The 14,089-nt window shown below is 43.4% G+C and carries 11 protein-coding genes; 3 read left to right on the top strand and 8 right to left on the bottom strand.

Annotated elements, in window-relative coordinates; all coding sequences use genetic code 11:
• Positions 1 to 53: 53 nt before the first annotated feature.
• Entirely contained in the window at positions 54 to 1,568 is a 1,515-nt protein-coding gene (locus C3Y98_RS01280; RefSeq protein ID WP_135276329.1) for a sensor domain-containing diguanylate cyclase, read from the bottom strand.
• A 252-nt stretch (positions 1,569 to 1,820) separates the two neighbouring features.
• Between C3Y98_RS01280 and C3Y98_RS01275 the strand changes: the two genes are divergently transcribed.
• Positions 1,821 to 2,291, top strand: a complete 471-nt coding sequence (locus C3Y98_RS01275) for a DUF3429 domain-containing protein (RefSeq protein ID WP_135276328.1) — start codon at positions 1,821 to 1,823, stop codon at positions 2,289 to 2,291.
• Between the two features lie 56 nt (positions 2,292 to 2,347).
• Here C3Y98_RS01275 and C3Y98_RS01270 read toward each other — a convergent pair whose 3' ends face one another.
• The 5 genes from C3Y98_RS01270 to C3Y98_RS01250 all read right to left on the bottom strand — a co-directional run bounded on the left by C3Y98_RS01270 (position 2,348) and on the right by C3Y98_RS01250 (position 7,117).
• The gene (locus C3Y98_RS01270; RefSeq protein WP_135276327.1) at positions 2,348 to 4,075 is read right to left on the bottom strand and encodes a putative bifunctional diguanylate cyclase/phosphodiesterase; all 1,728 of its coding nucleotides are present in this window, start codon (positions 4,073 to 4,075) and stop codon (positions 2,348 to 2,350) included.
• Positions 4,072 to 4,521 (bottom strand): response regulator, encoded by a 450-nt coding sequence (locus tag C3Y98_RS01265; protein WP_135276326.1) that lies wholly within the window; start codon positions 4,519 to 4,521, stop codon positions 4,072 to 4,074. Before C3Y98_RS01265 ends, C3Y98_RS01270 begins: the two co-directional genes overlap by 4 nt.
• Positions 4,505 to 6,004 carry a sensor histidine kinase gene (locus C3Y98_RS01260; protein WP_135276325.1) on the bottom strand — a complete coding sequence of 500 codons (1,500 nt, stop codon included), beginning with the start codon at positions 6,002 to 6,004 and terminating at the stop codon, positions 4,505 to 4,507. Before C3Y98_RS01260 ends, C3Y98_RS01265 begins: the two co-directional genes overlap by 17 nt.
• Before the next feature lie 319 nt (positions 6,005 to 6,323).
• Positions 6,324 to 6,836, bottom strand: coding sequence for an Hsp20/alpha crystallin family protein (locus tag C3Y98_RS01255; protein ID WP_135276324.1), 513 nt, complete (start codon positions 6,834 to 6,836; stop codon positions 6,324 to 6,326).
• A 71-nt stretch (positions 6,837 to 6,907) separates the two neighbouring features.
• Positions 6,908 to 7,117 carry a DUF2934 domain-containing protein gene (locus C3Y98_RS01250; protein WP_135276323.1) on the bottom strand — a complete coding sequence of 70 codons (210 nt, stop codon included), beginning with the start codon at positions 7,115 to 7,117 and terminating at the stop codon, positions 6,908 to 6,910.
• A gap of 594 nt (positions 7,118 to 7,711) precedes the next feature.
• Here C3Y98_RS01250 and C3Y98_RS01245 point away from each other — a divergent pair.
• Both C3Y98_RS01245 and C3Y98_RS01240 read left to right on the top strand, forming a co-directional pair.
• The gene (locus tag C3Y98_RS01245; protein ID WP_135276322.1) at positions 7,712 to 8,308 is read left to right on the top strand and encodes a LexA family protein; all 597 of its coding nucleotides are present in this window, start codon (positions 7,712 to 7,714) and stop codon (positions 8,306 to 8,308) included.
• Positions 8,309 to 8,335: 27 nt separating this feature from the next.
• Positions 8,336 to 9,730: an exonuclease domain-containing protein gene (locus C3Y98_RS01240; protein ID WP_135276321.1), complete on the top strand. Its 1,395-nt coding sequence runs from the start codon at positions 8,336 to 8,338 to the stop codon at positions 9,728 to 9,730.
• 112 nt (positions 9,731 to 9,842) lie between these two features.
• Here the strand turns inward: C3Y98_RS01240 and C3Y98_RS01235 are convergent, their stop codons facing one another.
• Complete coding sequence (locus C3Y98_RS01235; protein ID WP_135276320.1) at positions 9,843 to 12,905, bottom strand: efflux RND transporter permease subunit; 3,063 nt, start codon at positions 12,903 to 12,905, stop codon at positions 9,843 to 9,845.
• The gene (locus C3Y98_RS01230; RefSeq protein WP_135276319.1) at positions 12,902 to 14,023 is read right to left on the bottom strand and encodes an efflux RND transporter periplasmic adaptor subunit; all 1,122 of its coding nucleotides are present in this window, start codon (positions 14,021 to 14,023) and stop codon (positions 12,902 to 12,904) included. The genes C3Y98_RS01235 and C3Y98_RS01230 overlap by 4 nt, the downstream gene beginning before the upstream one ends.
• Positions 14,024 to 14,089: the final 66 nt, after the last annotated feature.

Genomic DNA, 14,089 nt, shown 5'->3' with positions numbered 1-14,089 from the left:
ATTGATAGCTATAATTTCTTGATAAGATTAATATTATGGAAAATATTTCTATATTAGTTTTGTTTAATCATTTGCACATCTGAAGAAAATACATGCACCCTATTGCGACCACTATGTTTTGCTTCATACATAGCTTTATCTGAATGATTCAGCAAAATGTCGATCGAAGTGTTGTCTCGAGTTAATGCAGATACACCAATTGAAACAGTAAAGTGGATAATCTGACCATCTGTCGTTTTTATTGACGCACTTTCTATATTCCTTCGTATTCGCTCAGCAACTTCGACTCCTAGCGCAAGATTAGTATTGGGTAACAAAAGTGCAAACTCTTCCCCACCAATTCGTCCAACTATGTCGTAAGTGCGCATAGATACTTGGCATAACTCTCCAAATTTCCTGAGTACTACGTCTCCTGACTCATGCCCATATGTGTCGTTAATGTTCTTGAACTTGTCAATGTCAATCATAAGCACCGTTAGGCAACCACCGTTACGCGTGGTACGGGACAGCTCATCTTCCGCCTTCATCATAAAATTACGGCGATTGGGAAGATTGGTGAGCTCATCAATTTGCGCAGCTCTATCCAGTTTTTTGATAGCATTTCGACGTAAATTTTCTGTACGCCAAAGCCTAATTTGTAAAAAAATCAGTGCTACTATAAATACTGATGTGCCAATAATTGATCTAAATGCCATACTTCTCCATTGTGCGAGCGCACTTGTCTCAGCAAAGGCAACGTTTACGAAAAATGGGTAGTCAGTTAGTGCGCGAAAAGAACCAATACGAAAAACATTATCAACTTGTGAGATATAGCGTTCGACACCAGCTCTTTCACCTTTAAGAATACGTTGTGCTTGTTTTGAAATGAACTCTTTGTTGTAATCAGAAGGGTTTGACGGATATCGAAGTACTAGTTTCTGGTTGTCTTTGCGCATTAAAGTAATCGAGCCCGTTGAGCCAACTCTTATAGAGTTAAACAACGTCTGAAAGTGGTCTAGATCAATTGTAGCAGACGTAATTCCAATGAATTGACCACGATGATTGCGTATGCTGCGAGCAACCACCATCATTGGCCGCCCATTGGTTCTTGATATAAGCACATCAGAAAATACTAGTGCTTTATTGGGGTTGTCTCGTAATGCCTGGAAATGTTCTCTATCAGAGATGTTGATGGGTTGATCATTTGGTTCTGAACTAGATAGCATTTGACCTGTAGCATCAAAAATATAGTACCCATTAACTTCAGGAAAGTTTTTCTTAAAGCCAGCAAGATAGCTTGTCCACTTCTTGAAATCATTATACTTATACTCTTCAGTAACTACTTTATTTGCAATTTGAGAAATGTCTGCATCAATTCTACGAAAAGTTGTGTCCAAACGCTCCTCGAGTACCCAAGCAAGATTCCCACTATTGGTATCTGCTTCATCTAGCGCTTGTGTGTGAGTCTGCCAAAGATGATAGCCAAGTAACAATAGAGTAGTAATAAGGGTCAGCAGTGTAAGAGCTATATAGGCAGGCTCTTTCAGTAGCGGGTCATATTTTGCTTTTAGTGTAAATTTCTTTTTCATAAGAGCGAAACTACGCTGTGAATTTTTTGTAGGTAAATTATTTATAAGCAATCATATGTTCAGTTTCCATAGTAAACCTATTAAGCCAAATATCCAATCTGACATTTTTTGATATTGCCGGACGGCAATATTATGAAGCATACTGATACTTACATATAACTATTAAGAGTCGGCTTTGCTATGCATAGGCAGCATCGAGAGGATTGCAGAATAAATGTCGACATATGTGAAAACAATTTCAAGATTAAAAATATGACGAAACACTATCTTTCATCAATGCCAAAATTGCTCGGTTACTTTGGTTTATTACCTTTTATCATCCCCACAGTATTTTTGTTTTTTGACTATAACCATCTTGATATGTGGCGTCACTTTTTATTAAGTTATGGTGCAGTTATCCTGAGTTTCGTCGGCGCCTTGCACTGGTCGTTCGCAATGCTGCTGCATGAACTGCCAATCAATAAACAACGCTCATCATTTTTGTGGAGCGTGGTACCGTCATTAATTGCGTGGATTTCTTTATCCATTCCAAAAAACTATGGATTTGTGTTACTTGCTGTGTTTTTTGCTGTGGCTCTGGTACGAGATCGGCAACTATACAATCATGCTGAGCTACCTTCTTGGTATATGCCGCTACGTAGAAATCTAACAGTCGTGGCAATGACTTGTTTACTAATTGCCGTCTACCTGAGTAATGGCAGTAAGATTGGCTATCACATCTAATTTAAATTTATGAGATGAAAACAGAAATAGCAGCAGGCTGTTTTTAGATGTAATTACTAGACTTTATAGGAAGCTGGCTTATGCTGCTCTATAAAAAATGCAAACTCTTCAGGTGGCAATGGTTTTGAAAAAAGGTAGCCCTGAAACATATCAGCGCCGTATTCACAGCATAGGCGTGCTTGTTCAATCGTTTCAACTCCTTCTACAATCACTTCGAAATCTAAGCCTTTAGCCATTACGATGATGGCTTTCAGTACCCGGCAATCTGCTACGCTATCTGGCACATTCTGTACAAAAGAGCGATCAACTTTTAGTATCGATGCGGGAAGCCATTTGAGATAAGCCATGGATGAATAGCCTGTACCAAAGTCATCGATAGCGACTTTTACCCCATAGCCCTTAATCAGGTTTAAGATCGTGGATGTCTTGTCAAAATCAGAAACCAGAACGCCTTCGGTAACTTCTATGGACAAGTTGCAGCCAAGCAAGTTTGCCTTGTCTAGATCGGATTTGATGATGCCCTGAAAATTATCTTCTTTGATTAACTGCTCACTGGCGTTAACTGCCAGTACAAACGAGTCATTAACTAAGCCGCTTGAACGCCACTCAGCCAACTGTTTGCAGGCTAAATCTAAATTGACAACATCAATTGCGGATAAGAAGCCCAGCTCTTCAATATCGCCAAGAAACTCACTTGGAGGCAATATACCCCTTAATGGATGATTCCAGCGTACGAGCATTTCAGCACCACAAACGTTGAAATTTTTTGCATTAATGACTGGCTGGTAGTACTGCAGCAACTGGCTTTGTAGCGCGCCAGACCGCAACTGTTGTTCCAGCACTATTTTGTTCATAACGATTTCCTGCAAGGCTTCAGTAAAGAAATGAAACCCGTTTCTTCCCATGCGTTTAACGTGATACATTGCCAGATCCGCATGTTTCAGCATATCTTCAGCATTTTGTGCACAATTAGGATAGGTTGAAATGCCAATACTGCAAGAAATAAAGTGCTCTGTATGCGCAAGCGTGATAGGTATGCCCAGGCTATCTATAATGCGTTGGGCAAGCGTAGCTAGTGAGGTTTCTGTTTCTATATCATGGGCAATAATTGCAAACTCATCGCCACCAAGCCTACATACGATATCACCTTCTCGAATTACACCGAGCAGTCTATTTGCAACTTGCTGCAGAATCTGGTCCCCTGTATCGTGACCCAGACTGTCATTGATAAGTTTGAAGTTATCAATATCCAGAAAGAGTAATCCGACTTTGCTATCAAAGCGTTCTGCACGCGAGATTGCAGTTCGCAAGTGATCCTCAAAATAGTGCCGGTTTGATAAGCCTGTCATAGGATCATTTTCAGCGAGATATTTTAATCTTGCATATGTTTCCATCAATTGCTGATTGAGAGCATGACGTGCCTGTGCATGAACCAGGGCTTTTGTTAAATGTCTTTGCGAGAGCTCCTGTTTAAGTAAGAAATCCTGTGCACCTGCAATAATGCAGTCTCTTTCTATCGCCTCATCATTAACCATACCGGTTAGAATAACTACCGCTGCATGTTTGTTGGCATGCTGAGTGAGCTTATTCAGGACGTCAAGGCACTCCATATCTGGAAGCCTGTAGTCAAGCAGGACGACATCAAATGTACCTTCATCAAAAAGTTTTAGCGCTGAAACAGCGGTACTTGCGTGAACTATATCTTTGATTAATTTAGGACTCTGTAAAACACGTACAACTGCCATCCTATCCAGTTCATCATCGTCAACAAGTAGCAGTCTCATGACATCTCCTTATTTACCGGCAGTTCTACTATGCGCCAGTAATGCTCAATCAAGCCAATCACCTCAAGAAAGTCCCGGTCCATGTGTTGTTTGAAGACATAGCCAGCAACATGCTTGCGATAAGCAGCTACTAAGTCTTCATCGGACTTTGATGTCGTTAAAACAAACACAACCGCATGCGTCAGTATAGGGTCAGCGCGTAATGCCTCTAGAAACTCCAACCCGTTCATACGGGGCATATTTAGGTCAAGCAAAATAATATAAGGAGGAGAGATCACCCCTGAACGTAACAGAGTCAATGCTTCCAGTCCATCTCTAGCGCGATGGAGTGTATTCAATAACCGGAGTTTGCGTAATGCGCGTTCCAGGGCAATAGCATCTATATCATCATCATCTACTACAAGCAAGGTGACTTCTTTGTAGTTGTGTCTAGATTGAGTTTGCAATTGGCGTTCTTCCCTTTATATTGAGTGGCCAGGTAAAGAGAATGCTGGTGCCGCGGATGCCATCTGATGTGATGCTGGTTTTTCCGCCATAGGTTTCCACTATTTTCTTAACCAATGCCAACCCCATACCGCTACCCTCAACTTCATCGCGCGGTCGCAAAGTTTGAAACATTACAAAAACGCGCTCATGGTACTCAGGCGGAATCCCAGGACCATCATCTGTTACGCTGAATTCGTAATAGTCTTTATTTTTAAGTTGCCAATCCAGTTTAATGCGCCCGGTTAATTGGTCGTGATGTTTTACTGCATTCGTAAATAGATTACGAAGTACCTGCTCCAGTGGAGTAGCGAGTGTAGTAAAGGTAGGCAAGTTTTCTGCAGTTACTAGCGTAAAGCCCTCTGGGAGCGCCTGCATATCAAATATGTCATGAGCCAGCACACCAAGATCAATTTGGCTGAGACCACCTTCCATGCGTCCTGCGCGCGAGTAGGCTAGCAAATCATCCAGCAGAAGTTCCATGCGACGTAATCGCCCGCGCAATAAATTCATATGGCTTGGGATTGACAATATATCTCCATTACCTAGATCTTCCTCAATCCACTGTGAAATCTGGAAAATGCCTCGTAACGGTGATTTCAGATCATGAGATGCTACATAGGCGAATGTTGCTAGCTCTTTGTTGCTGCGCTCGAGCTCTTCATGGTGTTCGGCAAGTTTTTGATTCGCTTTTACACGTGCCGAAATATCAGTAATTGCTGAAAGTACTTTGATGCCATCCTCTGTTTCAATCGGGTTAAGCCCGACTTCAACCGGAAACTCGCTGCCATCTTTGTGTCGGCCAAATAAATCACGGCCAATGCCCATTGCACGCGGACGCAGGTCAGAAAAAAAGGAGTCTCGATGATGTGGATGCTGATGACGGAACCGTTCCGGAAGTAGGCAATCAATAGACTGTCCCAATAGTTCATCTCTGCGGTAGCCGAAAATAATCTCAGCCTGCGTGTTCACCATTTCGATGATTCCGGATTTGTCTACCATGACCATTGCGTTTGGTGCGGCTTCCACCACTTGGCGAAAACGCTCTTCCATGCGCTTGCGTGCCGAAATATCAGTAATTGCTGAAAGTACTTTGATGCCATCCTCTGTTTCAATCGGGTTAAGCCCGACTTCAACCGGAAACTCGCTGCCATCTTTGTGTCGGCCAAATAAATCACGGCCAATGCCCATTGCACGCGGACGCAGGTCAGAAAAAAAGGAGTCTCGATGATGTGGATGCTGATGACGGAACCGTTCCGGAAGCAGGCAATCAATAGACTGTCCCAATAGTTCATCTCTGCGGTAGCCGAAAATAATCTCAGCCTGCGTGTTCACCATTTCGATGATTCCGGATTTGCCTACCATGACCATTGCGTTTGGTGCGGCTTCCACCACTTGACGGAAACGGTCATCTGTTTGCTTCATATCACTCGTATTGCTGCTCATGATATTGCCTCTGCTTTTTATTGTTGGCCGGAAGGCTAATTACCGTAAAACCCTACTTAAACAAAGGATTTATTTAATTTAAATCATGGGGTTATCATAAAACTTTTTTATAAAATAATATACGAGTATTTGAAGTTAATATATTGAACATGTTTTAATAATATTGTTGAAGTCGATTACTCCGTAAATTGAAGTCCAGTACTTCTGAAAGCTCTTGATAGCATTAAACGCTTTATATGTAACAATTCACCCGGTAATCAATTGCCGGGTGAATGTGTGCAGCGCCATATTCAGCGGCTGAGAATGTAATAAAACTAAATTATTGCACTTCAACTTTGCGCGGTTTGGATGTTTCAGTTTTCGGCAATGTGACTTCAAGAATGCCATTTTTTAGGTTGGCTACTACTTTTGACTCATCAACATTACCTGACAGTGATACTGAACGTGCCAGCGAAGAGCTAGAAATCTCGCGTCTGTAATAATCACCTTTCTCTTCCTTGCTTTCGCTGCTGCTTTCCCCCTTGATTGTAAGAATGCCGTCAGCGATTGAAACACTGATATCCTTCTTATCAAAACCTGGCACTTCTGCTTTAATGACTATCTCAGAATCACGATTGATTACATCTAGGCTTGGTAAGCGCTGGCCTTCAAACTCAAAAAGATTATCTACTGAAGGCATGTGCCTCCGATCCCATAGAGATGGCCACTTTTGACCCCAAAACTCTTCAAATGCCTTACTGATATCTGTAAGCGGATGCATACTGGGCCACTGTTTTTTGGTTTCGATTTTATTGCTTGTTGTTACTGGGACATTACCTTTTTTATCAGACATGACGATATCCTTTACTAAAAATTAAAACGGTTATTTATGTTGCGCTACGTTAATAGCACTCACTGCCAGAGTTAATACCACCTAAGCTCATTTTCAGCGGCAATACAGTCATCCAGTGCATGCCCTGGTTCAAAGCCGCGTGCTTCTGCTTTGTAATAAGCAATCTCGGCAATTTTTGAAAGTCTGGCATCCTGAATATCTTCATGGCAGGATTCAACATCTGTTTCACAATTGTCAGGCTGTGTTTTTTCCGCCTTCTCTTTATGTTTCTCAAGGGTCATATTTATCTCCAAATTAAAAAATGGTAGTCATTTAAAGCTGGTAATACGAATAGCGAATTTGTACCAATGACCTAAGTTTAGGATCACTGATAACAAACTGTAGTTGATTGAATCGTAAAGATAAATTAGGGCTGACCCTTAAGGGGTTTCCCCTATACGTCAGAAATACAAGTTAATTTTGTATTAATATAAAAATACATCTAACTTAACTCACCTTGATAGGGATTAAGGATGTTGGCAAGCAGCAGGGATAAGTCTTCTAATTATCAAATTTTGATCATTGTTTTATCTGTAATTTATGTAAATTTTGGACTTCATCCGTTTAGATAGACACATATCACAATGTCAAAATGGGAAGAGATAGATTGAGCGGAGCTAAACTTGGTAACTAAAATGAGCCTGGGTCTAATAGGCGGCTCTTCTCATGCGTAACAATAGTTACATGACCGTGTAGTGCATACGCTAAAAAAGATTGCCGCATAATTAAGTCACTATTCAAATATAAAACCCACTTGGCTTGCCATTATTATCAATTCGACTGATAATAAGAACGAACGTTCTTATTAATCATACATAACTACAGGGCATCTTCACATGACTGATTTCAACAAAGCGCATGAGTCTGATATTGAGAAGCTGGGACAGTTAAGAGATTACTTTGCCAGCTATCGTGCTTTACCAAGTTATAGCTACATGCAAACACTATTAAATGTGGGATCAAAAAATACGATTGCTAAGCTAGTTGCACGCTTGAAATTAATGGGATTTCTAGAGATTGCCCCAGACAAAAAACTAAGTCCGGGAAAACGCTTCTTCGAGCGTCCTCTCTCCAGCAACACCGTACAAGCCGGTGCATTTACTGCTACTTATAATGATGGTGGCGATTACATTACAATTGATGAGTATCTTGTTAAAAAACCGTCAGTCACTGAATTGATTCCTGTTAAAGGTGACTCCATGAAAGATCTGGGCATACTGGATGGAGATACTGTTATTGTCGAAAAAAGACCTTTTGCAAATATTGGCGATATCGTTGTTGCAATCATTGATGATAAATTCACCATCAAGACCTTGGGCAAAGAAAAGGATATGTTTGTACTCATTCCAGCAAATAAAGACTTTGACGTCATCCGCCCTAAAGAGCAATTTGCGATCTATGGTGTTGTGGCTGGACAGTTTAGGAGTTACTAGCATCATTAAAGAAAAAACGGATCACTCATGCTAGCAAGTTATGTATTACTAGATCTGGAAACCACAGGTGCCACCCCGCTCAAAGACCGAATTACTGAGATTGCACTCATTAAATATGAAGGCAATCAGGAAGTGTCACGATGGCAAACACTAATTAACCCAGAAGTTCCAATCTCCGGCTTTATTCAGCAGCTCACAGGCATTAATAACGAAATGGTAGCCAATGCCCCTACTTTCAAACAGATTGCGGGCGAGTTGCTGGACTACTTAAAAGACGCTGTGCTATGTGCGCATAACGTTAGGTTTGATCATGGGTTTCTTAAGAATGAATTCAAGCGTATTGGCATTGATTTACGGCAAAAGGTACTTTGCACCGTCAAACTCTCTCGCAAGCTATATCCGCAACATCGCAGTCATGGATTAGATGCCATCATTGCTAGACATGGCTTAGTTTGTGAATCCAGACATCGAGCCATGGGTGATGTGGAAATGATGGTAGGTTTCTTAAGAGCGGCAAGCGAAGAGCTTGGCAGTATTGCTGTTCGCCATGCAGCTGAAGCATTACTCAAGGGCTCTAAAAGTCTACCGTCTCATATCGATGCGCAATTAATTGATAGCCTTCCAGAAACGCCCGGCGTTTATCTGTTTTATGGTGACACGAGCCTACCTTTATATATTGGCAAAAGCATCAATATCAGGGAGCGTGTGTTGTCGCACTTCAGTAGTGACCACGCCTCTACCAAAGAGATGCGGATTAGTCAGGAAATCAAACATATTGAATGGATAGAAACTGCTGGAGAATTTAGTGCCTTATTACTTGAGTCTAAGCTCGTTAAAGAGCATCAGCCTATTTACAATCGACAACTGAGGCATGAGAGGCAACTTTGTTCATGGCGCGTCGCAGAACACCATACGCAACTACCTCTTGTTAGCTTAGTGCAATTAGATGAAATTGAGCCTGTAAACTTAGGGCAATTGTTTGGTACCTTCAAGTCAAAACGACAAGCAATAGAGGTGTTGCGCAAAATTGCAGAAACGCATCAATTATGTCCAAGATTATTGGGACTTGAATCTGGCAAAGGTGCCTGCTTCGCCCATCAATTAAAACGGTGTAAAGGAGTCTGTGCTGGTAAGGAAGCATCTGAACTTCACTTTCTACGTTTGCAGCAAGCCATGATTACACATCAACTTAAAACATGGCCGTTTAAAGGCAAGATTGGCATTCATGAAACCCATAGTTTCAATGACAAATCAGCACTGCATTTATTTGAACATTGGATTTATTTGGGGTCGGTTGAGGATGCGTCTGCATTAAATCAAATGACCAATACTAAATCAGAGATGATATTTGAACTTGATACTTACAAGCTGTTATTAAAAGAGCTTAATAAACCTAAAGTAAAAATTATTGAAGTTGCATAAAACTTCAAAGTTATGCTGCTGCAATTGTCGCTTATTAAGGCGGCATGTACTGTAGGAACTCAAAGGGAGCTTATGCCCCCCCTTTTTACGTTTATTAAGATGTGAAACTTGATTAACTAATTTTCCTCGGATGTTTAATTTTGAACCAGATGGAATACATAGCCGGCAAGAACATGAGCGTAAGAATTGTGCCTGCAAACGTCCCGCCAATCAGCGTATAAGCAAGTGTTCCCCAGAAAACTGAATGCGTCAGCGGGATGAAGGCCAATATCGCGGCTAAAGCAGTTAAGATCACTGGTCTTGCACGTTGCACAGTTGCTTCTACAACCGCATTAAAAGGATCTAACCCCGCTTCTTCGTTTTCACGTATCTGCCCAATCAAAATCAGTGTGTTGCGCATCAAGATGCCTGATAGTGCTATCAAACCCACCAAGGCGTTGATACCGAAAGGCTGCTGGAATAGTAGCAGTGTTGGTACTACTCCAATTAAACCTAACGGACTGGTCAGAAACACCATAACCATCGCCGCTATCGAACGCACTTGCAAGATGATAATCAGCAAGGTGAGTGCAATCATAATCGGGAACAGAGGCAACATTGCCTTGGTCGCCTTTTCCGATTCTTCGATAGATCCTGCCTGCTCAATTCTGTAGCCAGCAGGCAATTTATCAATAATCGGTTGCAACTGCGTCAATATGGCACTCGACACATCCGGTGGTTGTAAACTTTCGTCGATGTCGCCACGGACAGTAATGGTCGTCGTGCGGTCTCTGCGTCTGAGTATGGGGTCTTCCATTTGCACTTCAACTACACCCACTTGTGTCAACGGAATGCGCTGCCCTGCCGATCCAATCAATGTAAAGCCACTGATTTTTGCCGGATCAATACGGATATCACCAGCAGCACGCCCTACCACCTGCACAGAACGAATATCCTCACGTACCTCAGTAATGGAGACACCGCTTAACAAAAACTGCAGCTGTGAGGATACAGCGTTTGAGGTCAATCCTACGGCCTGAAGTCGATCTTGATCCAGCTTGAAATGTAGGGTTGGTACTTTTGTGCCCCAGTCTGTATTGACAGTTCGCATCATAGGACTGGCGCGCATCACACGTGCGACTTCATTCGCGATGGTGCGCAACTTTTCTGTATCCGGACCCATGACACGGTAGGCCACAGGATAAGGTGAAGGCGGTCCGAACACGATTTGGGTGACACGCACCTGTGCCTCTGGCGCTAGCCCATCTGCAATGACGCGACGCAACCTCAACTTCAGGGCTTCACGCTCTTTATCATTACCTGCGAGCACGACAATCTTTGCGAATGACGGATCAGGCAACTCTGGGGACATTGCCAAAAAGAATCGAGGTGCGCCTTGACCGATATAGGCGGTCACGACTCTGGCTTCCTCCTGCTTAGCTAGCCAAGCCTCGACCTTGGCTGTTGCAGCACTAGTTTGCGAAATAGAAGTGCCATAGGGCATTTGTAATTCAATCAGCACTTCAGGTCGGTCAGAGGTTGGGAAAAACTGTTTTTTCACCACGGCCATGCCAAGTATTGCAACAACGAAAAGGCTCACCACTGTACCAGCCACCATCCACTTGCGAGCAATGATGTGCCCCAATATTTGGCGAAATCGGTTATATCGTGGCGTATCATAAATAGCATTGTGACCGCCATCAATCTTCTTGAAGTCTGGCAGCATCTTAACACCAAGGTATGGCGTAAATACCACCGCTACTACCCAAGACGCAATCAGCGCAATGCCGACAATCCAAAACATGTTACTGGTGTATTCACCCGCTGTAGAGCGTGCAAAACCGTTAGGCATAAAACCAACCGCTGTGACCAACGTACCAGAAAGCATAGGTGCTGCGGTATGGCTCCAAGCATAAGCTGAAGCTGCAACACGGCTGTAGCCTTCTTCCATCTTCACCACCATCATCTCGATAGCAATAATGGCATCATCCACCAACAAGCCCAACGCGAGAATTAGTGAGCCGAGCGTAATGCGGTCGAAGTTCTTACCAGACGCAGCCATGATGATGAACACGATAGCCAATGTCAGCGGTACCGCTGCAGCCACTACGATGCCCACACGCCAGCCCATACTGACAAAACACACCACCATCACAACAAGCAAAGCCACGAAGAACTTGACCATGAACTCATCTACCGCCGAACTAATGTTGACAGACTGATCGGTCACCTTGCTAAGCGTTATGCCCAATGGTAGTTCGGCGTTGATATTTGACACTTCTGATTCAAGTGCCTTACCCAAATCAAGGCCATTCCAATCATCGCGCATCACCACCCCAAGCAAGAGTGTCGGTTCACCGTTATTGCGAACTAAAAAAGTAGCGGGGTCTTCATAACCACGCTCAACCGATGCGATATCCGATAACTTGAAGGTACGGCCTTTTGCAACGATTGGAGTTTGTCGAATTTTATCCAAACTCTCTAACGCACCATCAACGCGCACAAATATTTGTGGGCCTTTAGTTTCAATAGAACCTGCTGGCGTCAAAACGTTTTGGTTATTCAGTGCAACAAAAATCTCTTGCGGGGTAATCCCCAAGGTAGCCAAACGGTCATGGGAAAATGACACGAAAATGCGTTCAGACTGCTCGCCAATAATATTGACCTTTTTTACGCCTTTGACATGCAGCAATTGCTGACGAAGTTTTTCTGCTTCGCGAACAAGCAGTCGCTGTGGCTCGCCTTTAGCTTTCAATGCAAATAGGGCAAACGTCACATCCGCATACTCATCATTGAGCATTGGGCCAATGACACCAGCAGGTAATTTTTTAGCTTCGTCTCCGAGTTTTTTTCGTGCCTGATAGAACTCTTCTTTCACTTCAGAAGGTGGAGCACTATCCAGAAACGAAACCATCGTGAATGCTAAACCAGGGCGTGTGAAAGTTTCAGTACGGTCATACCACTTTAGTTCTTGCAGACGTTTTTCCAACGGCTCGGCGACCTGATCTTGCATCTCCTGAGCCGTTGCGCCAGGCCATGCCGTCACTACCGTCATTTGCTTAATCGTGAATGGCGGGTCTTCAGCGCGGCCAAGTTGAAAGAAAGCGAGTATGCCTGCAATCGTAATCAAGAAAATCAGGAACAGCGTGATAGCGCGTTCGCGCACCGCAAGCGCGGATAGGTTAAATCCGCTCATTTTGCTTCTCCATTTTTCAAATCAGCACTAAGGTTGCTATCCGTCGCCACCCTTACTTTTTCACCTTGGTGCAGAAGATGAGCACCAAGCGCAACGATTTGATCATTCACTTCAAGGTTGCTGTCTATACGTGCGGACTCCTCACTGATGCTGAGCAACTTTACCGGACGCCAGTTTACTTGTAATGGTTTTCCTTCAACCACCCATACGCCAGACTCTTTACCTGAATCGAATATCGCGCCGATGGGCACTTCAATGCCTGTGGTGGCGCTAGAACCACTATCATTAAGCTGAATCGTGACCGTCGCCCCCAGTGGAGCATCGGCCAAGCCTTCACTCAAAGTGTATCTCGCTTCATATGTACGAGAAAGAGCGTCTGCAGATTCTGAAAGTTGCCTGAGTTTGGCTGATACGGTTTTGCTACCGTTACCAAAGAGCTTTGCTTGGGCAACTGTCTCTAATGCTGGCCGTAAGGTTTCTGGTAAATGCACAATGGCCTCGCGCTTCCCGGCATGTGCCACACGCGCCACAGCCTGCCCGGCATTCACCACTTGCCCGGGCTCTGCCAGCGTTTCAACCACCACACCATCCGCATCGGCAACCAATACTGCATAGTGAGATGCATTTTTTGCTACATCGGCTTGTGATTCAGCTGCTTTTAATTGTGCTTTTGCAGCATCAGCCGCCGCTTTGATTTGATCATAGACGGAGGCAGAAATCGCCCCAGCTTCCACTAAACCACGGTGCCTTATTTCATCTTCCGCAGTTTGGTCTGCACGTGCTTTTGCGGCCATGACAACCTCTTGCTGACTCATCGCCGTTAACTTCAGGTCATTGGGGTCTATACGAAACAATGGTTGGCCACGCTTCACTTGTTGCCCAGCATCAACCAAGCGCTCCAGTATTTTTCCTGAAACACGAAAAGCCAAATCACTCTGCACTCTAGCTGCAACAACACCGGTAAAAGAACGCGAAGCTTCAGAAGCGACTTTAACCGTTGTTGTTTTAACTAATGGAATTTGAGTGCGCGGGTCATCAGGTGTTTTTTCACTGCACGCGAGCAGCGATATTGTGGATAGACCAATCACACTGACTGAAATAAGTTTACGGCTAAGCATACGAGTTACTCCCTAATAGTAGTAACTCGCATTCTGATACTAGTGACTAATTATGTCAATAGTCAC

Source organism: Methylotenera oryzisoli (assembly GCF_004661485.1).
Lineage (GTDB): Bacteria > Pseudomonadota > Gammaproteobacteria > Burkholderiales > Methylophilaceae > Methylotenera > Methylotenera oryzisoli.
Note: the sequence above shows the minus strand (reverse complement) of the source record. Positions and strands in the feature narration are given on the sequence as shown.

Bases quoted from the DNA above. Each gene is read 5' to 3' on its own strand.
- C3Y98_RS01280 (WP_135276329.1), bottom strand. From the start codon at position 1,568: ATGAAAAAGAAATTTACACTAAAAGCAAAATATGACCCGCTACTGAAA.
- C3Y98_RS01275 (WP_135276328.1), top strand. From the start codon at position 1,821: ATGACGAAACACTATCTTTCATCAATGCCAAAATTGCTCGGTTACTTT.
- C3Y98_RS01270 (WP_135276327.1), bottom strand. From the start codon at position 4,075: ATGAGACTGCTACTTGTTGACGATGATGAACTGGATAGGATGGCAGTT.
- C3Y98_RS01260 (WP_135276325.1), bottom strand. From the start codon at position 6,004: ATGAGCAGCAATACGAGTGATATGAAGCAAACAGATGACCGTTTCCGT.
- C3Y98_RS01255 (WP_135276324.1), bottom strand. From the start codon at position 6,836: ATGTCTGATAAAAAAGGTAATGTCCCAGTAACAACAAGCAATAAAATC.
- C3Y98_RS01250 (WP_135276323.1), bottom strand. From the start codon at position 7,117: ATGACCCTTGAGAAACATAAAGAGAAGGCGGAAAAAACACAGCCTGAC.
- C3Y98_RS01245 (WP_135276322.1), top strand. From the start codon at position 7,712: ATGACTGATTTCAACAAAGCGCATGAGTCTGATATTGAGAAGCTGGGA.
- C3Y98_RS01240 (WP_135276321.1), top strand. From the start codon at position 8,336: ATGCTAGCAAGTTATGTATTACTAGATCTGGAAACCACAGGTGCCACC.
- C3Y98_RS01235 (WP_135276320.1), bottom strand. From the start codon at position 12,905: ATGAGCGGATTTAACCTATCCGCGCTTGCGGTGCGCGAACGCGCTATC.
- C3Y98_RS01230 (WP_135276319.1), bottom strand. From the start codon at position 14,023: ATGCTTAGCCGTAAACTTATTTCAGTCAGTGTGATTGGTCTATCCACA.